Below are 19,416 nucleotides of genomic sequence, written 5' to 3'. Positions count from 1 at the left end.
ATGTGTCTAAAATATTGTCATATTTGCTTCTTTAAGATATCCTTTTCATGAAGAGGTGGAAAACATGGAAAAAGTACTAGTTTTCGGGCATAAAAACCCAGATACAGATGCAATTTGTTCTGCGATTGCTTATGCAGAATTGAAAAAAGAATTAGGAATGAATGCTGAGCCTGTACGTTTAGGCGAAATCAGCGGTGAAACTCAATTTGCGTTAGACTCTTTTAAAGTAGAAGGACCGCGTTTTGTTGAGACAGTAGCAAACGAAGTGGACAACGTTATTTTAGTTGACCATAACGAGCGTCAACAAAGTGCTAACGATATCGAATCTGTTCGTGTGTTAGAAGTTATTGACCATCACCGTATTGCTAACTTTGAAACAAGCGATCCTATATACTACCGTTGTGAGCCAGTTGGATGTACAGCTACAATCTTAAACAAAATGTACAAAGAAAATGGCGTTACAATTCGTAAAGAAGTTGCTGGTTTAATGTTATCTGCAATCATTTCAGATTCTTTACTATTCAAATCTCCAACTTGCACAGAACAAGACGTAGCAGCAGCTCGTGAATTAGCGGAAATCGCTGGTGTAGATGCAGATAGCTACGGCTTAGAAATGTTAAAAGCTGGTGCTGATTTAAGCGGAAAAACAATGGAGCAATTAATCTCTCTTGACGCTAAAGAATTCCAAATGGGTAACGCGAAAGTTGAAATCGCACAAGTAAACGCTGTTGATACAAACGACGTTCTTGTACACCAAGCAGAACTTGAAAAAGTTATCACTACAGTAGTAGAAGAAAAAGGTTTGGACCTATTCTTATTCGTTGTAACTGATATCTTAACTAACGATTCTGTTGGTCTTGCGATTGGTAAAGCAACAAACGTTGTTGAGAAAGCTTACAACGTAACATTACAAAACAACACAGCTACTTTAAAAGGTGTTGTATCTCGTAAAAAACAAATCGTACCAGTATTAACAGAAACATTCCAAGCTTAATATTATTGAGTATGGATAAAAGAAAGGACAAGTAGTCAGATTGGCTGCTTGTTTTTTTCTTTTATAAAATGACAGAAAATTATAATTTTAAACAAGGAGGTTTGCGTATGTTTAATGGTTCAAAGACGTTAAAAAGGGATGGAAATAGGAAATGTTATGACTTGGAAACGTTGGAAAACAAATTCCAATCACTTTTAAATCAAAATATTTCTTCTGTTGCTGAATTAGAGGAATGGCTAATAAAGGAACAGCGTTTAACTGCTGAAGTAGAAGAGGTGTTAACGAGTCAATTAATTGCTGTGTATAGAGATACGAAAGACAGTACAATACGTAATCTACATAAATATAACCAAAATAGTATTCAACCACTTTTAAAAAAATACAATGCAAAATTTGATCGGAAATTTAGTGATTGTCCGTTTTCAAAGCTATTGGATGAACGAAAATACGGATACATGAAAAAAGTAAGATTGGTGAACAGCGAATTATTTAATGAAAAGAATATTTCTCTTGCCGTTAAGGAGGAGGGTTTTATAACGAAGTATAGAGAAATTATGTCTAACATAACAATCAATTGGAACAACGAAATAAGGACGTACGCATACGTTAAAGCAGAGTTGGATAACCCAAATAGAAGCATTCGTGAAAAGGCATGGCATGCTTTATGTGAAGCACGAAGTGTAGTAAAACCAGAAATAGATTGTATTATGAATGAACTTGTACAATTACGGAATCAAATGGCCCTAAATGCAGGGTTTAACAATTATAGCGAATATATTTTTAAGCTAAAAAACAGAGAATATAGTATTGAAGACTGTTATACGCTTCATGAATCTATAGAGAAGCTGGTTGTACCCGTATGGAAACGATTAGGGAATCTTTTTAAAAAGGATCTTGGTGTAAAAGCGTATCTTCCATGGGATCTTGCTCCTTGTACATTGCAGAAAGTTTCATTTCAAAATTCCAATGATTTATTGGATGGGATTGAAGAGATGTTAAGAAAGACAGATTCATATTTTCATGAGGAATTTATTCATATAAGGAAATCAGGATTAATTGACGTAGAAGAACGGGAAAATAAGGCGCCGGGGGCTGCTTGTTTTACCTTACCTTATAACCAAGAGGTTTTTATTTATTCTAATTTTAGTCCATCATTTAACGCAATTAATGCACTCATACATGAAGTGGGTCATGCACTTCATTTCAATAAACAGTTTAACAATGAAAGTAGTATGCAAGAAAAATATCTTCGTGAAGAAGTAGCTGAGTTGTATTCTCATAGTCTCGAGCTATTACTAATGGATAAACTTAACATTTTTTATAAGGAAGAGAATGAATATAAGAAGGCACAACGAGAACAGCTGCATCGAGCTTTGTCTTTATTAATTACGCCAGTTTCAGGGGATCTATTTCAGCATTGGCTCTATACCAATCCAAATCATTCATCAGAAGAACGGGATGAGAAATATCTTGAATTATGTAAAAGGTATAAATTTTCGTCAATCGATATTACAGGCTATGAGGAAGGGCTTGGTGCGAGTTGGATAGAATCGTTCCATTATATTCAGTATCCTTTTTACAAAATTGAATATGCAATTGCACAATTAGGAGCACTACAATTATTTCAAATATATCGGGAGAATCAAGAAAAAGCGATTACTTTCTTTAAAGAGGGAACGAGTGCGGATTGGAACGTTTCCATACAGGAAATTTATGAAAATACAGGTGTTGCATTTGATTTTTCGCAAGAAATGGTACAAAGTACTGCTGGAGCTGTGTTGAAGTTTATAAGTGAATTAAAATAAGGATAGCATTCGCTATCCTCTTTATTCATAAGATCGTTTCTTGTTTATATAAAATGTAACAATAGCAGCAATAATGAAAATAGGTATTGCGTACGCTTGCCCAACGAATAATTTCCATCCTACATTATTATAGCCGTCAGATGCTGGAATGATAATTGCGATGATACAAACAATAATATAAGCTAATAATGCTGGGATTATATTTTTCATAATTGTTCACCTCCTTTTAATACCAATGTTATGACTATATTTATATAATACATGATAAGTTTGTATTTGGAAAAATATGTACAAGATATATATTTTTGTAATTATGTAAATGAAATGGTTATTTGAAAATAGGGTAGATGATATATATAAAGAATGATATAGGGGGGATTTGTATAATGGACAATATATTAAATAGAATGAAGCAAGATATAAATATGGAGTTATTGTATAAGCTATGGTCTGATTTTAAGAGGGCTGCTTTTGCATTGTATGATGATGAGTATGTGTATGTATTTCATCATCCATTATTTATGACAGAGGATGATGATGGGTATACCGTTTTAAATTGGAATGAACAATTTAAAGGAGATACATTCATCATATTCAAAGATTATCCAACTGCCATCGTCAATATGAATAGGTATAGAGATTATGAAAGTTTATTTGCGATTGTAGTGCATGAACTTTTTCATTGTTATCAATATTTGAATGGTGAAAGTAGATTTCCAAATGAATCTCTAGGATTTCAATATCCTATATTAGAAGAAAATATTGAATTACGAAATAAAGAACGAATTTGTTTATATGATGCTGTTCATTGTAAGTCACAAGCTGAGAAGAATAACTATATTAAGCAATTTATTGAACTAAGAGAGCAAAGGGCTAATTTTATGAAAGAAGAGTTTGTAACATACGAGTGTATGGTTGAAAGTATAGAAGGGCCTGCTTGGTATGTTGAAATGAATGCTTACAATACAGTATGTAATAATGATGAAAGTGAAACATTACGAAAATATAGTAGATTAATTTTAGATGCATATGAAGCTAATTGTAACATAAGAAAGAGTTGCTATAGCTCAGGAATGTTTTTATGTTTATTATTAGATGAAATCCTTCCTGAGTGGAAAACGAGCTTCTTTAATAGTGATAAATCGCTATATGCTTTTTTAAAACAAAATATAAATGTGGATTTGGATTTAAACAATGAAATTACAATAAGTAATGAAACAAAGCAAATGATTCATTTTGTTCAAAACGAAAGAGACAAGGATTTTAAAGAATTTAATGAGAAAAAAGGATATCACCTGTATATTATAGGGGATATAAAATTAAATATGTTTAATCCAATGAACGTAAATTTAAAGGGAAATAAAGCATTACATAAAACCTTTGTAAGTGTAAGTATACATAATAAAACATATATGCTAAATCAGCCTGTTTTAGCATCTTTTGAAGAAGATTATAAAAATATGAAACAAGTTCATATCATTATGAATGAAAAACCGGTAGAAAAAAATAATAGTTGGAACGTTGTGGGAATTGGAGACATAGAAGCTGAGTATGAAGAAGTGGAGAATTCTCTATTTTTATATTTAAAAAGTTAGAAGCGAGGTAAGAAATAACAATGAAAAGATTATGCATTATTCCATGCGGAAAGAAGAAAATTTGGGATAAGTACTCAGATTACGGAGAGGCAGAGGCAAAAGATGTATATATTAGTCCATTCGGAAAAGCATGTCAGGCGTATGCAACTGAGTTTTTCGAGAATTGGGTTATATTATCAGCAAAGCATGGATTCTTAAGACCAAATGATATCGTACAAGAAAACTATGATCTTGCATTTGATTCAAAGAGTAATGAGATTATTAGCATAGAACAATTAAAACAACAGATGGTTGATAAAGATTTACTTCAGTTTGAAGAGATCGTCTTACTTGCGGGAAAGAAGCATAAAAAAGTAGTGACGAAGCTATATCCAGAAGAAATCATTACATATCCATTAGAAGGGTGTAAAGGAATTGGGTATATGTTGCAGAGATTGAAGGGGGCTGTGGAAGCGCAGAAGGAAGTATAGGGATAAATTAGTAATATAGATTCAAATTATGCCAAATTAATACATTTAAAATAGACTAGTAAACAAGCATTTTTACCTTTTTAAACATAGAATATGATGAATTCTATTTTATATTAGGGGAGAGTCATATTCATGTGTAATAATTGTGGTTGTAGACGCAGAGATTGTAATAGATTTTGGGATGATTTAATGTTTGGAAGATGTAGACGCAGAGATTGTGATGATTGTGGTTGTAGACGTAAACGTGACTGTGATTGTGATGATTGCCGTCGCAATCGTAAACGTGACGACGATGATGATAAATGTCGTAAGTGGTAATATTTTAAAAAGAGTACTTTGAAGTAAGTACTCTTTTTGTGTATAAATCTTTTAAATTCCATCTTGAACAGATTTTTTTTCAATTTCCCATGAATCTTGTTTTATAATCTTTAAAGCTACATTAGTACCATTAGATTCCTTATAAAAGATATATCCGTGGTTTGATTTAACGTAAGTTAAAGGTTCGCCAATGCAATCTTTAGAACAAGATGTGTTGATAAGTTCAATTAAGGATAGTTCGCTAAGATCGGTTTTACTAGCATCTATAAGTGTATCAAGGTTCGTTTTACGAAAACCTTGTAAGTTTACATCGAAATTCTTTTCTATTTCTCCAGTAACGCTAGTATTCATTACTTCAACTGAATTTTTCTTTTCTAGAAGAAAACCATTTCCATAAAGGAATTTTGTATATCCAAGCCATGCGATTAAAAATAGTATAAAAAACATACCAGTTGTTTTAAGTTTTCGAAGCCGTTTACTTACGATTGATTCTGAATATTTCATTCAGCCTAATCCTCCAATGTTTTTATTTTAAAGTATGCTTGGGTATATATATTTAGAAGGATATGAAAGTTAGAGAGTTACTGATTCAAAAAAAGAAAGCATCTGAAGTTAGGTGCTTTCTTTTTGAATACTGTCCGCTATCTGTTAGTTACTTGTTTCATAAGCGGTCTTATTTCTTTAACAGGTGGTTTTTTATCATAGGCATCAACGTAAGAAAAGTAATAATTTAAGTTTCTAAGAAGTCCCTTTCCTATTTTTGCGCTTAAGAAGGGGAATACTTGTCCAGTATAATCATCGAGAGATTTACAATAGTATTTTTCGTCTAAGTATATGCTGTATTTACATGTTAGTTCTACTAATGAGTTACCTTCATCATCAAATACTTCTTTAGAATCAATAATGTCTATTAATGCGAATTTTTCATTCAGATAAACTTTCTTCTTTTTCTCGTGCTTATTTGTGAGAATAAATACGAGACCAATTGCGTTAATCAAACTATTTCCTCCTATAAAAAACGGATATTAATAAAATATATCGATATACGTTAAATGTAAAGAGGAGTGGTGAAATATCATTGATAGAAAACTAAATAAGCCGATTTGTTTTTTCAAATCGGCTTATTTTTATTGAAATACTTGCGGAAATTGTTTTACGATTGCGTTTGTTATCATGTCGGCCATTTCTAATGCTTCTTTTTCAATTTTATCGTATAGTTTTACACTGGCATCATAATCTTTATTTAGGAAAGCAAGTGCTTCCGCTTTCGTTAACGCTAAATGCTCATAAAACATTTTTCTAAATTCTTCTTTTTCTATATATGGATTGATACTAGTTAGAAACTCAACAATTTCGTCTCCATTAGCGTACCATTTCTTTTCTATAGCGGCCGCTGCGTTTTGATCACCAGCTTTTGCGGCTTTAACAAGATCAGCAGCGATTGTTAAGTGGTCTTTAATTAATGCACTATATTTTTTTACTGCATTTTCTCCGTAGAATGGTTCAAGTGATAGCCCCATGTGTGTTGCATTTTGTAGAAGACGTCCAACGGTAACGTTTACGTCGGGCAAGTTAAAGATGATGCCTATAATGGCTAATCGTGTCCAAGCAACGTGTTGTTCCCATAAAGAACGCATATATCCTTTTAGAAAGTTTTCGTTTTTACTAACTGGGTAATTTCTTACAAATGAATCGAAGTTTCCATTAGTGATATGATAAGGGGAGTAATACGATTGCCAATAAGTATACATAAATAGTTACACTCCTTTGAACATGTATATCTCACAATATGATAAACGTTATTTTTAAGTTACGTGTCCAAGAGTTTTTTTGAGAGTTGGAAAAGGAGAAAGTTGAAGGGGAATAAAAAATATACTTATGATATATATAAATCAAAAGAATTTTAAAATAATAGAGGTCCTGCAAGGGAAATTACAGGACCTCAAAAGGGTATTGCCGAGATGTCGGACTCGACTACGTAATATTAACATAAAATTCTTTCAAAAAAACCTGGTAAATGTGTCCAAATAAGAAGGGTACTTTTTAATAAAGTTAAAGGGGTCTGCTTCCCGCGGCAGACCCCTTTAACTAGATAATGTTGATGAGCAAAAACTCATCTAGAGTACTTTTATAGTAACAAATGAAATTCACTTTGTGTATTGAGAAAAAATGAATTGCTTGTATGAATGTAGCGGATTTATATTTTGCTTTTTGGAATTATAATCATTTGTGGAGAGCGGAATAGGGTTCTAAAATGGAGAAAAGACTTTTCAACCAGGCTACGATATATTGCGATATGCAAGTATAAAAAAAGACCTGCTAATTTAAGCAGGTCAACATAAGGGGTTTATCTAACAGATTATTATATATGGTAACAACTGTATTGTAGTAAGTCTATAAGTTATATGTTGAGAAAATTTGTTTGAATGATATATATTTGGCACATGTATTAACGTTTAAAAAGTTGAGAAAGGAAATTCATAAGCTTGCTATAAGAAAATATGGGCTGATACTTATAAAATGATTCATATTTCCACGCATCATTATTAGAGAATTGGAGTTGTTTATTTGATGCTTTAGGTTTGTTGGAATTATTGTAACGACTCTTCATAATTTAACCTCCTCAAATTCATATGTATACGATTAGTAGTATTCTAGGAAGGTAAATTAAATGAATATTTATTTTGAAATTCTTTCTTCTTGTGTACTAGATTTGTTTTTTTATGTTGGAAAACGTAGGAAGCAAATAGAACTCAAATACTTATAAAATTCAAAGTGGCGAGAATCAGTTTGATGATATAATGGGAATAGATGAAAGATAAAGAAAAGCAGGTGACTCTTTTTTGTTTACAAAAGCACAAGAACTTTTAGCGTCTTATTTCGGTTATTCGTCATTCCGAAGAGGACAAGATGAAACAATTAAAAATGTATTAGATGGGAAAGATACAGTCTGTATTATGCCTACGGGTGGTGGTAAGTCAATTTGTTATCAAATTCCCGCATTAGTATTCGAAGGAACGACATTAGTTATTTCACCTTTGATTTCACTTATGAAAGACCAAGTAGATACATTAGTACAAAACGGTATTTCAGCTACTTATATTAATAGTTCTATTTCTATTACAGAAGCAAATCAACGAATTCAATTAGCGAAACAAGGCCATTATAAGTTACTTTATGTGGCGCCTGAGCGTCTTGATTCAATGGAATTTGTTGATCAACTTATCGATATGAAAATCCCGATGATTGCAATTGATGAGGCGCACTGTATTTCGCAGTGGGGACATGATTTCCGTCCTAGTTATTTACATATACATCGCATATTAGATTATCTTCCAGAAAAGCCGCTCGTATTAGCGTTAACTGCTACGGCAACACCACAAGTTCGTGAAGATATTTGCAACACGCTTGGAATTAATCAAGAAAACACGATTATGACAACGTTTGAGCGCGAGAACTTATCATTCTCTGTCATTAAAGGACAGGATCGTAATGCTTATTTAGCGGATTATATTCGTCAAAATCAGAAGGAATCTGGGATTATATATGCAGCTACAAGAAAAGTTGTCGATCAGTTATATGAAGATTTAGGGAAAGCAGGAGTTTCTGTATCGAAATATCATGCTGGTATGAGCGACCATGATCGAAATGAACAGCAAGAACTCTTTTTACGAGATGAAATAAGTGTTATGGTGGCAACATCTGCATTTGGAATGGGTATAGATAAATCGAATATACGTTACGTTATCCATTATCAACTTCCAAAAAATATGGAAAGTTACTATCAAGAAGCAGGACGTGCTGGTCGTGATGGATTAGATAGTGAATGTATTTTGTTATATTCTTCTCAAGATGTGCAAGTACAACGCTTTTTAATCGATCAATCAACTGGAGAATCACGTTTTTCAAATGAACTTGAAAAACTCCAAAATATGACCGATTACTGTCATACAGAACAATGTTTACAATCATTTATTTTGCAATACTTCGGAGAAGAGCCGAAGGAAGATTGTGGTCGCTGCGGTAATTGTACGGACGACCGTGAAAGTATCGATGTGACGAGAGAATCCCAAATGGTACTATCTTGTATGATTAGGACGAACCAACGATTCGGAAAGCAAATGATTGCACAAGTATTAACTGGATCTAAAAATAAGAAAGTCATTGAATTTAATTTTCATACTTTGCCAACGTACGGGCTTTTATCAAACCGTAGTGTGAAAGAAGTCAGTGAGTTTATTGAGTTTTTAATTTCAGATGAGTTAATTGCAGTTGAACATGGTACGTATCCAACATTAAAAGTAACGGAAAAAGGAAAAGAAGTATTACTTGGTAAAGAGAATGTTTTACGCAAAGAACGAGTAGAAACGAGACAAATTGTTCAAGACCATCCTTTATTTGAAGTGCTTCGTGAAGTGCGTAAAGAAATTGCACAAGGAGAAGGTGTACCACCGTTCGTTATTTTCTCTGACCAAACGTTAAAAGATATGTGTGCGAAAATGCCACAAAGTGACTCCGAACTCCTAACTGTAAAAGGAATCGGAGAACACAAACTTGTGAAGTACGGGTCTCACTTCTTACAAGCAGTTCAGCACTTTATTGAGGATAACCCAAACTATGCGGAAACAATTAAGACTGAAGTTGTTTCAGAGAGTAAAAAATCAGGAAAAGCGTCAGCGAATTCTCATTTAGAAACGTATGAAATGTATAAACAAGGCATTGATCTAGATGAAATTGCGAAAGAACGTAGCTTATCAAGACAAACAATTGAAAATCATTTAATTCGCTGCTTTGAAGATGGAATGGAAGTAGACTGGAACAGTTTTGTTCCTGCAGAATATGAATCACTGATTGAAACTGCCGTGCAAAATGCAGAGGGTGGTCTGAAATCGATTAAGGACCAACTTCCAAATGAAGTGAGTTACTTTATGATTCGTGCTTATTTACAAATTAGAAAGTAGAGACATATAAAGGGGATAGGGATTTATGCATCACGTTTTCGTGTATGGCACGTTAAGAAAAGAGCAAACGAATGCTCATATTATGCAAGGTGCAATATGCATCGCAGACGAAGCATGGACGTATGGTAAATTATTTGATACATATGAAGGGTATCCTGCGATGATTTGTTCAAATGAGGACAAATTATACGGAGAAGTTTATGAAGTAAATGATGATGTTCTGCAAAAGTTAGATGAACTTGAAGAATACACAGGTAATGCAGAGAGTGATTTATATGACCGAATCACCGAAACGATTTATTTAGGTGATAGAGAAATACGTGCATTTGTGTATATTGCTCAAGATAAAGAGATGCTAAAGAAAGTTATCATTTCTGGTGATTGGGTGGAGTATCAACAAGGAAAATAAAAGCAGCTATAGAGCAGATAGTGGAATCGACCATTATCTGCTTTTTATATTGGTACTTTTAAAATTCTTATTATTTTGATAAATTGTAAATGTAGAGAAATAAGAATGGTTTTTTTTATGGGTGTCAGAAATTTAGTTTCTCACCTGTAGTAGAAAAATCTATTGCAGGAGGAGAATAATAATGAACGAATTAAATGTGAAGGGATTTTACCAAAAACAATTCGAACTGTCGAATTACGATATCAATACAGAAAGCTGGCTAGAGCAGGTTGCTAAAGAAGTTCAAGAACAAGTTGGTCATCCATTTCAAGCGATGTTAGAACTAGGAGCAGGAAATGGTAGATTTGCAAGGGCGATGTCTAGGTTACAAGTGAAAATGACTACGGTTGAACTTGTACCAGAGTTAGTTATGTTTGCAAAAGAACATTCTACTAATAATATAGATATTCATTGCGCTGATTTTTATAAAATTAACTTTGAAGAAAAGCTTGATGTTGTTAGTTATTTAGACGGATTTGGTGTAGGAACAGATGATGAGCAATTGATTCTATTAAAACGGATTAAAGATTGGATGAAGGATGTGCACTTATTGATATTTATCAACCATTGTATTGGAAAAAAGTAAGTGGACAAGAAATGTCCTTAAGTGCAGCTATGCGAAAATACGAATATGATAGTATAAATGAAAGAATGTTAGATCATTGGTGGGACCCTAATTATCCAAATGATGTAGTAACACAGTCTTTACGATGTTATACGGTAGATGAGATTAGCAATCTATGTGCTGAAGCTGGTTTAAGTATTATGGGATTCTTCCCTGGGGGAGCATATGATTTTGAAAAACGAAAATATAAAGAATTGGCAACATTAAATGAATGTTTGGCATATCGAATTAAAGTAAGGAAGAGTAGGGATTAATCTCTACTCTTTTTTAATTTAGAAAATTCTTACTAAAACTATTGACTTTATGAATGGATTTTTAATACAATTATATTTCGACTGAAAAAATTGGAACGGACAGGAGGGAATCATCAAATGAACAACATTTTTGACGAAGAGTTACAAAAAATGAAAGATACTTTAAGTACGATGGATGATCAATTAGAACAGCTTGAAAAAATCCCGGTTTATTATGGAGAAGATTTTAAAGAGCAAATTCTTGAAAGTATGAGGGAGTCTAATAGACAAAGCTTACGTATTGGTGTACATGAGCCGTATTTTGGAAGATTAGACTTTCAGGAAGATGGCAAGGAAGACGTAATGCCGATTTACATCGGTAAAGTAGGTGTTTCGGATAAAGATACGATGAAACCAATTGTAATTGATTGGCGTGCACCTGTCGCAAGTATGTTTTATTCATTTACCGGTGGTGAAGAATTAGCATTTTATCATTCACCAGACGGATTAGTAGAAGGCGATGTTTATTTAAAACGAAACATTTCGATTCGAAAGAGAGAACTAGAACGTGTTGTTGATACATATGTGAAAGGAAATGAAGATGTCTCACATGCTGATGATTTTCTTCTATATCGATTAGGTGAGAATAAAGATAACAAATTGAAAGATATCGTTTCGACTATACAATCGGAGCAAAATGATATTATACGTGCGGAAAGAAACTTACCATTATTAATTCAAGGGGTTGCAGGGAGCGGAAAAACAACGATCGCTTTACATCGCCTTGCTTTTTTAATTTATGAATATCGTGAACAGCTTGAAGCGGAGAGAATGATCGTATTCGCTCCAAACAGTTTGTTTTTAGACTATATTTCAAGTGTACTTCCTGAGTTAGGGGTAGGAAATATTAGTCAAACAACGTTTCCAGATTGGGCATTGCGTCTGTTAGAGGGTTCAGTGAAACTGAAGCAGACAGAAGAAAAATTGAAAGAAGCTTTCTCAATTAATCGCGATGAAAAAAAGGTTATGCTAGGTAAATTGAAAGGCACGCTGGAATTTAAGTCGTTTATTGAAGAAAGAATGATTCAATTTGAAAAAGATTTAGTGCCAACAAAAGATTTTGAGGCATGGGATAAAGCTGTTATTCCAGTGGAAGACGTTAAAAAATGGATGCAGGTTGAATATAAACATTATCCATTAAAGAAAAGAAGAGAACGTTTAGTCGGCCGTATGAAGCGCTGGATTGAAATTGAGCTTAAAAAGTTTGGAGAAACAAACGAGAAAAAATTACTAAAAAAAGAAGCGACAAAGAGATTGAACACATATATGAATTTTTGGCCGAAAATGAGCCCGCTTTCACTATATAATTCAATGATAAAGAGTAAAGAAATACTCGAAGTATTACCTGAAGAACTTGTTCAAGAAACAGAAAAGAATTGTCGTAAAAAAGAAGTGTATGTAGAAGACTTACCAGCTTTAATTTACATACAACATCGCATAACAGGAATTGAAATTGGACAAAAGTTCCATCACGTCGTTATTGATGAAGCGCAAGATTTCTCGCCATTCCAAGTATATGTATTAAAAAAAATTACACTAGGTAATTCTTTCACTATATTAGGTGATTTATCTCAAGCAATTTATGATTACCAAGGAATTGAAGACTGGGGTGCTTTTAAGGAAGTATTCCAAGAAACAGGTTATTATGAACTGACGAGAAGCTATCGTTCTACAAAAGAAATTATTGAATTTGCGAATGAAATAATAAAAAATGCAGAGATTCCTGTAGGACTCGCAACACCAGTTTTTCGTAGCGGTGAAGACGTGAAAGTAATTCGGGCAGAGGAACAATTTACTGAAGTTTTAAAGACATTACAGCATTTGCAAACTGAAGATGTGAAAACAATCGCGGTAATTGGAAGAACAGACGATGAATGCCGTGATATATATGAGAAGTTAACAAATGCAGGGTTGACTGTTAATGTCATTGAAGCAGATCAAAGCAAATATGAAGGTGGTATTTCGGTAGTACCTGTATATTTGGCGAAAGGTTTAGAATTTGATGCCGTACTTCTAATCGACGTTGATGAGGAACATTACAAAAATACAAAACATGATGCGAAATTATTGTATGTCGGATGTACGAGATCGCTTCATGATTTATGGATTTTCCATAGTGGGGAAGCGTCACCTTTAATTAAGGAATTAAAATAAACGTAAAAAGAGGATTTTCTAGTAATAAACAGAAAAACCTCTTTTTTTCTATATAAAGATATAGGGGGAATGGATATGATTACAAAAGTAATAACAAAAAGAAATTGGGAAATCGCAAAAACAACTAGAGAGATTAATGAAGCCTCACTTAAAGAAGAGGGGTTCATTCATTGTTCATTATTAGACCAAGCTTTAAAAGTTGCGGAAACACATTTCAGTCATGAAGAAGATGTATTATTACTTACAATTGATCCATCCCTAGTAAAAGCAAAAATAAAATATGAACTTGCTTCTAACGGTCAAGAATACCCGCATGTATATGGAGTAATTAATGTTGAGGCGATTGTAGAGGTTGTCCCATTTTCTAAAGAAAAAGGAGAGTTTATATTACCAGAGGTACATAGTTAAAAGTATTAATGGTATTTAAGTTTGTTAGTAAGCTGCAAGAAAATAAGAACACAAATTATATAGTTTGTGTTCTTATTTTCTGATTTTTATAAAAATAGATTGTTTTTGTCACAACTATACTGTACGATACATAGTATAAAACATATACTGTATGACATATAGTAATGCAAATGAGGTGGATAAATGGATACTTTATTAAATTCATTAATTACTGAGCTAAGAAGAGGGACGTTGACATTAGCAGTTTTAAGCCAATTAAGAACACCGCAGTATGGTTATTCACTTGTCCAGTTATTGGAGCAATCAGGAATCATGATAGATCAAAGTACTTTATATCCACTACTTCGCCGATTAGAAAAGCAGGAGCTAGTGACGAGTAGTTGGGATAAAACGGAGAGTAGACCTCGTAAGTATTATGTTTTAAGTGAATATGGATTAGATATATTTTTGCAATTGAAAAAGGAATGGATAAAGGATTCGAAAGAACTTTATAACTTATTAAAGGAGAAGGACGAGAATGAATTTAATTGATATCTATATCCAAGAAGTTGCGAAGAGATTACCTGAAAAAAATCGTGAAGATATTACATTAGAACTCCGGTCAACTATAGCGGATATGTTACCTGATGATTATAATGAAGAAGATGTAAAGAGTGTCCTTGAAAAATTGGGGAGCCCAGTTTCATTGGCTAATGGGTATTTGGATAGACCGATGCATTTAATTGGACCGCGTTATTTTGATGTATATACGACATTATTAAAAATGATTATACCAATTGCAGCTGTTATCGCACTCATTGCAATGGTTGCAGAAAATTTTATAGGCTATAGTGGTGATCAGGCAGTATTAAATGTTATTTTACAATTGATAGGTAAAGGCATTGGGGAAATTGTCGAAGTAGGCCTCCATGTATTTTTCTGGTTGACACTTGTATTTGCTATTTTAGAAAGAACAGATAAAGACAAAGGTACCCAACCGTTGACGACAAGTTTAAAAAAATGGACACCTGATGATTTAAAAAATATCTCGTATGTTCCAAAGAAAAAGTCGATCTCGAAGTTTGAAGTTTTTGGAGGTTTAATGTGGACAGCAATATGGGCTACAATGTATTTTTATGCGAATCATCTTGTAGGCGTATATAATGGTACGGAAAACGGACTGAAGTTTATCGCGCCAACGTTTAATCAAGATGTTTTACTTCAATATTGGCCAATTATTTTGCTTATGATCGTTTTCGAAATAGGTATATCACTTTATAAGTTAGTACAAGGACAATGGACGCAAAGGTTGGCAATTGGGAATGCTATTCTTCAAGTAGCTGGAACAATAGTATTCATTGTAATTGTAGTAAATCCGCATTTATTTAACGAAGGATTTATTACGTATGTGGCAAATGTGTTTACTATTTCCCCAGAGGGATTTAAAACGTGGTTAGTTGGCGGTGGAATTATCATTTATACGTTGTCCGCTGCGATTAATATATTTGATGGTTTCCGAAAAGCTAGTATTCGTATGTGGAAATAAAACGGAGATTTCGGTAAAATAAAATTATTAAAAAGATAGCGAAAGAAGATTAACATTATGAAAGGAAGAAAACGATGATCAGGGAAGCAACTAAAAGAGATGTAGCATATATTTTAGATATTTATAATGATGCAATACTTTATACAACAGCTGTATATGCGTATAAACCTGTAACCCTTGAAAATAGAATAGATTGGTATGAACAAAAAAAGGCTGATGGCTATCCAATTTTCGTATACGAACTAGATAATAAAGTAGTAGGATTTGCGACATTCGGCCCATTTAGAGCGTGGCCTGCCTACAAATATTCAATTGAACATTCTGTGTATGTTGATAAGGAATATAGAAAAAATGGTATTGGGTCCTCTTTGATGGAAGAATTAATCACATTTGCAAAAGAAAGAGAATATATGACCTTAATTGCTGGAATTGATGCGGAAAACGAGAAAAGTATTGCCTTGCATCAAAATTATGGATTTGTTCATGCCGGAACAATACAAAAAGCTGGTTATAAGTTTAATAGATGGCTGGATTTAGCCTTTTATCAATTGGAGCTTAACGGGCCTGAAAATCCTATAGAAGAATAGAGATATTTATTACGGTACAAATAAATTTAAAAAGAAATTGTATATATTTCAAAAGATAGTATGAAGAAATCTCATGCTATCTTTTTATATTCACCAACATAATTAAACAAAAAAAGGTTTTTTACATTTTATATCGAATTTTCAGAGGTGATAAAACAATATAAAAATAGAGATGAATATATATGACAGGTGGATTGCCCACAGCTACAATAAATATTGGTATAATGGGAATGTTTAATGAATTCCCGTTTCTTTATGTAATTGGAGGAAAAGATTTACCCGAGCGAGTTCATAATATAGAGGTTGATGAAACTATTACAACAGCTTTGAAATACATATACAAAGCATATAGTGAAAGCATGCTAGGAGTGAGCGATTGAAACGAAACTTAAAGACTTCAACAATTATTATTCTAATTGTAACGATTATTGCTCTTGAAGTTGGAATTGCACTATACGATCACACTTTGTCATTAGATACAATTTACTTTGCAGCGATTCTTATTTGTATTGTATTGCTTTTTGGCACACGTGTTTCTGAAGAGAAAGAAAGTACATCGAAACAAAGACGAAGACAAACAGCTTTTATATTTTGGCCATCTATTTTATTATTAATTGTTAGTTTTGCAGTTATTAGTTATGTAAGAATAGGCTATGTCTCTGTACCAGGGATAATTGGTTTCTCATGCTTTGTTACATATGGTGGATTTGTATTCATTAGTATTTTAAAGAGAAGAAACAAAAATTAAAAGTAGTTTACGAACTGGGGAGGATGAAAAATATATGAAACGCATAGAGAATGGTACTCGCACTGAAGGAGAATACATTAAAAATAAATTAATTCAATATAACATGTCCGTGCTGTCAGATGAAGTAAAACAGCAAATGGAACAAGTAAACCTCGTAGTGAAAGATGAGGAAGGAAAAATCTTTGGCGGGGTAACAGGAACGATGTATTTTTATCATCTTCATATCGACTTTTTATGGGTTGATGAATCAGTTCGTCATGACGGCTATGGCAGTCAATTGTTACATAAAATTGAAGACATTGCGAAGGAAAAAGGATGTAGACTCATATTACTAGATTCATTTAGTTTCCAAGCACCAGAATTTTATAAAAAGCACGGATACCGAGAATATGGTGTCGTTGAAGATTATCCGAAAGGGCATAGTCAACACCTTTTAGAAAAGAGATTATAATAATATTATGTATACTAGTTGGTGGGAGAAAGAATATGTACACGTATAAATTACAACATGAACAACCAATCTGTGCAGAGAAAATAAAGCAGCTTTACGATTCTGTCGGTTGGTGGCCAGAAAGAAAAGAAATTGATATTGAAAAAATGTTAAAGAATAGTATAGCAATTGGAGTATGGGAAGAAAATGAATTAATTGGATTTGCTAGAGTCGTTTCAGATGGTGTTTTTCGAGCGTACATAGAAGATGTTGTCGTACATGAAAGTGTAAGAAATAAAGGCATTGGAGAGAATATGCTTACAATATTACTGGAAGAGATATCTCATATTGATATTGTTAGTCTATTTTGCGGAGAGAAACTCATAAAGTTTTATGGTGAACAGCAATTTAAAGCGACGAAGCAAATTGTAATGCATCGTAATCAAATAGTGGAAGAATAAGAGGTGCCAGAAGAATGAATGCAACGAGAGAGTATTGTTTATCGAAAAGAAAAGCGACAGAAGATTCTCCGGATGGCTGGAGTGCAACATGTATGAGATTAAATAATAAAATATTTGCGATAGTAAACCATGAAGAAGGTGAAAAAGCTGCGATTACATTAAAATGTGATCCAGAACTTGCCTTGCGAATAAGAGAAGATTATCCCGAAACAATTATTCCTGGATATCATATGAATAAAAAACATTGGAATACAGTGTATATACATAAGGATGTAGAACAAGAGCAAATTAATAAAATGATTGATTGGTCGTATGATTTAGTACTACAATCATTTTCAAAGAAAAAGCAGAAAGAGTTAATGGATTAATATGTATTAGGGGTGGATGTAATGAAAGACTCAGTCAAAGATACGTATGATAAATTAGCGAGTACATATAAAGAAAATCTAGATTTGGCAAATCCATATAACAGTTATTATGAAAGACCAGCGATGATGGAGATTATTCCAAAGAAACTAGAAGGGAAGAGAATACTAGATGCTGGATGTGCAGCTGGATGGTATACTTCTCAATTCGTAGGTAGAGGAGCTAACGTTACAGCAATTGACGTAAGTTCTGAAATGGTAAAAGCAGCAAAGGAAAGTACAGGTGATAAAGCAACGTTTCTTTGTCATGACCTTCAAGAAACATTACCGTTTGAAGATAATGCTTTTGATATGATTGTAAGTTCGCTTACTCTTCATTACTTGCAAAATTGGAGTGATGTATTTCAAGAATTTCATCGCGTCCTTAAACCAGGTGGTTTATTTGTGTATTCCGTTCATCACCCATTTATGGATTTTACAAAGTTTCCGTGTGAAGATTATTTTAAAACGCAATTGTTAGTAGATACTTGGCGGAAACCCAATATTACAATTGAAGTAAGTTTCTTTAGAAGGTCACTTCAAGATATTATTAATGAAACAACGAGTAATTTTGTATTAGAAGAGTTAGTCGAGCCGAAACCGATTGAAAAGATGAAGGAAGTAGATGGAAAATCATATTATTATTTAAACACTAACCCGCATTTCCTTATTATAAAAGCGAAGAATAGAAAGTGAAACCGTATATAAATAGCTAGTAAAATGATTATATTTTACTAGCTATTTGCAGTTTCACATTATATATTAGGAGATTTTGAAATGAATACGAAACGAAATAGATTACTATATGCAATGTTTACTATAGTTGTTATTATTTTAGGTCTTAGTTCAAGAAAGTTTGCTTTTGCGTTACCTGATTTATTAAATGATTACTTAGGTGATGCTTTATGGGCATTAATGATTTTCACTGGATCCGGATTTTTGTTTTCTAAAATAGAAACGAAGAAATTAGCTTTTATTAGTTTGATATTTTGCTACGGGATTGAAATTAGCCAATTGTACCATGCACCTTGGATTGATAATATTCGTGCAACGACGATAGGTGGACTCGTTTTAGGTTACGGATTTTTGTGGAGTGATGTAGTTGCTTATACAATTGGTGTTGGAGTGGGAATGCTTTGTGAGTTTATTTTACGGAAGAAATAAGTGAATTTTAAAAGGGGTATTTGTAT

At 33.0% G+C, this 19,416-nt stretch carries 22 protein-coding genes and 2 pseudogenes; 20 read left to right on the top strand and 4 right to left on the bottom strand.

Annotated features, from left to right (window positions below; translation table 11 throughout):
- Positions 1 to 64 precede the first annotated feature (64 nt).
- Positions 65 to 994 (top strand): manganese-dependent inorganic pyrophosphatase, encoded by a 930-nt coding sequence (gene ppaC, locus MR066_RS01515; protein WP_002032629.1) that lies wholly within the window; start codon positions 65 to 67, stop codon positions 992 to 994.
- Positions 995 to 1,101: 107 nt separating this feature from the next.
- Positions 1,102 to 2,799: a M3 family oligoendopeptidase gene (locus tag MR066_RS01510; RefSeq protein ID WP_242245717.1), complete on the top strand. Its 1,698-nt coding sequence runs from the start codon at positions 1,102 to 1,104 to the stop codon at positions 2,797 to 2,799.
- Between the two features lie 21 nt (positions 2,800 to 2,820).
- Here MR066_RS01510 and MR066_RS01505 read toward each other — a convergent pair whose 3' ends face one another.
- The gene (locus MR066_RS01505) at positions 2,821 to 3,009 is read right to left on the bottom strand and encodes a DUF4017 family protein (protein ID WP_016101263.1); all 189 of its coding nucleotides are present in this window, start codon (positions 3,007 to 3,009) and stop codon (positions 2,821 to 2,823) included.
- A gap of 176 nt (positions 3,010 to 3,185) precedes the next feature.
- Between MR066_RS01505 and MR066_RS01500 the strand changes: the two genes are divergently transcribed.
- The 3 genes from MR066_RS01500 to MR066_RS01490 all read left to right on the top strand — a co-directional run bounded on the left by MR066_RS01500 (position 3,186) and on the right by MR066_RS01490 (position 5,182).
- Positions 3,186 to 4,394, top strand: a complete 1,209-nt coding sequence (locus MR066_RS01500) for a peptide ABC transporter permease (RefSeq protein ID WP_242245716.1) — start codon at positions 3,186 to 3,188, stop codon at positions 4,392 to 4,394.
- Positions 4,395 to 4,414: 20 nt separating this feature from the next.
- Positions 4,415 to 4,864, top strand: coding sequence for a DUF6884 domain-containing protein (locus tag MR066_RS01495; protein ID WP_016101265.1), 450 nt, complete (start codon positions 4,415 to 4,417; stop codon positions 4,862 to 4,864).
- Positions 4,865 to 4,996: 132 nt separating this feature from the next.
- Entirely contained in the window at positions 4,997 to 5,182 is a 186-nt protein-coding gene (locus MR066_RS01490; protein WP_002085081.1) for a hypothetical protein, read from the top strand.
- Between the two features lie 51 nt (positions 5,183 to 5,233).
- Here MR066_RS01490 and MR066_RS01485 read toward each other — a convergent pair whose 3' ends face one another.
- From MR066_RS01485 to MR066_RS01475, 3 genes are all read right to left on the bottom strand, one after another.
- A complete protein-coding gene (locus MR066_RS01485; RefSeq protein WP_002142080.1) occupies positions 5,234 to 5,686 on the bottom strand; it encodes a hypothetical protein in 453 nt (150 codons plus the stop codon).
- Between the two features lie 137 nt (positions 5,687 to 5,823).
- The gene (locus tag MR066_RS01480) at positions 5,824 to 6,180 is read right to left on the bottom strand and encodes a hypothetical protein (RefSeq protein WP_000606233.1); all 357 of its coding nucleotides are present in this window, start codon (positions 6,178 to 6,180) and stop codon (positions 5,824 to 5,826) included.
- Positions 6,181 to 6,309: 129 nt separating this feature from the next.
- The gene (locus MR066_RS01475; protein ID WP_242245715.1) at positions 6,310 to 6,933 is read right to left on the bottom strand and encodes an acetylglutamate kinase; all 624 of its coding nucleotides are present in this window, start codon (positions 6,931 to 6,933) and stop codon (positions 6,310 to 6,312) included.
- Positions 6,934 to 8,025: 1,092 nt separating this feature from the next.
- Here MR066_RS01475 and recQ point away from each other — a divergent pair.
- The 15 genes and pseudogenes from recQ to MR066_RS01400 all read left to right on the top strand — a co-directional run bounded on the left by recQ (position 8,026) and on the right by MR066_RS01400 (position 19,390).
- Positions 8,026 to 10,143, top strand: a complete 2,118-nt coding sequence (recQ, locus tag MR066_RS01470; RefSeq protein WP_002013002.1) for a DNA helicase RecQ — start codon at positions 8,026 to 8,028, stop codon at positions 10,141 to 10,143.
- Positions 10,144 to 10,168: 25 nt separating this feature from the next.
- Entirely contained in the window at positions 10,169 to 10,552 is a 384-nt protein-coding gene (locus MR066_RS01465; RefSeq protein WP_242245714.1) for a gamma-glutamylcyclotransferase family protein, read from the top strand.
- Positions 10,553 to 10,733: 181 nt separating this feature from the next.
- Positions 10,734 to 11,470: pseudogene (locus MR066_RS01460) on the top strand (class I SAM-dependent methyltransferase).
- Positions 11,471 to 11,587: 117 nt separating this feature from the next.
- On the top strand, positions 11,588 to 13,663 hold the full coding sequence (locus tag MR066_RS01455) for a HelD family protein (RefSeq protein ID WP_242245712.1): 2,076 nt from the start codon (positions 11,588 to 11,590) through the stop codon (positions 13,661 to 13,663).
- Positions 13,664 to 13,738: 75 nt separating this feature from the next.
- Entirely contained in the window at positions 13,739 to 14,071 is a 333-nt protein-coding gene (locus tag MR066_RS01450) for a DUF952 domain-containing protein (RefSeq protein WP_061690285.1), read from the top strand.
- Positions 14,072 to 14,254: 183 nt separating this feature from the next.
- Entirely contained in the window at positions 14,255 to 14,602 is a 348-nt protein-coding gene (locus MR066_RS01445; RefSeq protein ID WP_242245710.1) for a PadR family transcriptional regulator, read from the top strand.
- A complete protein-coding gene (locus MR066_RS01440; RefSeq protein WP_061690286.1) occupies positions 14,589 to 15,596 on the top strand; it encodes an HAAS signaling domain-containing protein in 1,008 nt (335 codons plus the stop codon). The genes MR066_RS01445 and MR066_RS01440 overlap by 14 nt, the downstream gene beginning before the upstream one ends.
- 74 nt (positions 15,597 to 15,670) lie before the next feature.
- Positions 15,671 to 16,183 (top strand): GNAT family N-acetyltransferase, encoded by a 513-nt coding sequence (locus MR066_RS01435; RefSeq protein ID WP_002065789.1) that lies wholly within the window; start codon positions 15,671 to 15,673, stop codon positions 16,181 to 16,183.
- Between the two features lie 179 nt (positions 16,184 to 16,362).
- A pseudogene (locus MR066_RS01430) lies at positions 16,363 to 16,563 on the top strand (serine hydrolase); the annotation flags it as partial.
- Positions 16,560 to 16,931 (top strand): hypothetical protein, encoded by a 372-nt coding sequence (locus MR066_RS01425; protein WP_002085098.1) that lies wholly within the window; start codon positions 16,560 to 16,562, stop codon positions 16,929 to 16,931. The pseudogene MR066_RS01430 and the gene MR066_RS01425, both read left to right, overlap by 4 nt.
- Before the next feature lie 34 nt (positions 16,932 to 16,965).
- The gene (locus tag MR066_RS01420; RefSeq protein WP_242245709.1) at positions 16,966 to 17,382 is read left to right on the top strand and encodes a GNAT family N-acetyltransferase; all 417 of its coding nucleotides are present in this window, start codon (positions 16,966 to 16,968) and stop codon (positions 17,380 to 17,382) included.
- A gap of 35 nt (positions 17,383 to 17,417) precedes the next feature.
- Positions 17,418 to 17,822 (top strand): GNAT family N-acetyltransferase, encoded by a 405-nt coding sequence (locus MR066_RS01415; RefSeq protein ID WP_061690289.1) that lies wholly within the window; start codon positions 17,418 to 17,420, stop codon positions 17,820 to 17,822.
- Between the two features lie 14 nt (positions 17,823 to 17,836).
- A complete protein-coding gene (locus MR066_RS01410; protein WP_002085101.1) occupies positions 17,837 to 18,190 on the top strand; it encodes an MmcQ/YjbR family DNA-binding protein in 354 nt (117 codons plus the stop codon).
- A gap of 21 nt (positions 18,191 to 18,211) precedes the next feature.
- A complete protein-coding gene (locus MR066_RS01405) occupies positions 18,212 to 18,922 on the top strand; it encodes a class I SAM-dependent methyltransferase (protein ID WP_002147372.1) in 711 nt (236 codons plus the stop codon).
- 81 nt (positions 18,923 to 19,003) lie between these two features.
- Positions 19,004 to 19,390 carry a ribosomal maturation YjgA family protein gene (locus MR066_RS01400; RefSeq protein WP_002085103.1) on the top strand — a complete coding sequence of 129 codons (387 nt, stop codon included), beginning with the start codon at positions 19,004 to 19,006 and terminating at the stop codon, positions 19,388 to 19,390.
- Positions 19,391 to 19,416: the final 26 nt, after the last annotated feature.

The sequence above is a fragment of the Bacillus cereus group sp. BfR-BA-01523 genome, from assembly GCF_022662615.1.
Taxonomy (GTDB): Bacteria; Bacillota; Bacilli; order Bacillales; family Bacillaceae_G; genus Bacillus_A; species Bacillus_A mycoides.
This window is presented reverse-complemented; position numbering and strand designations above follow the sequence as displayed.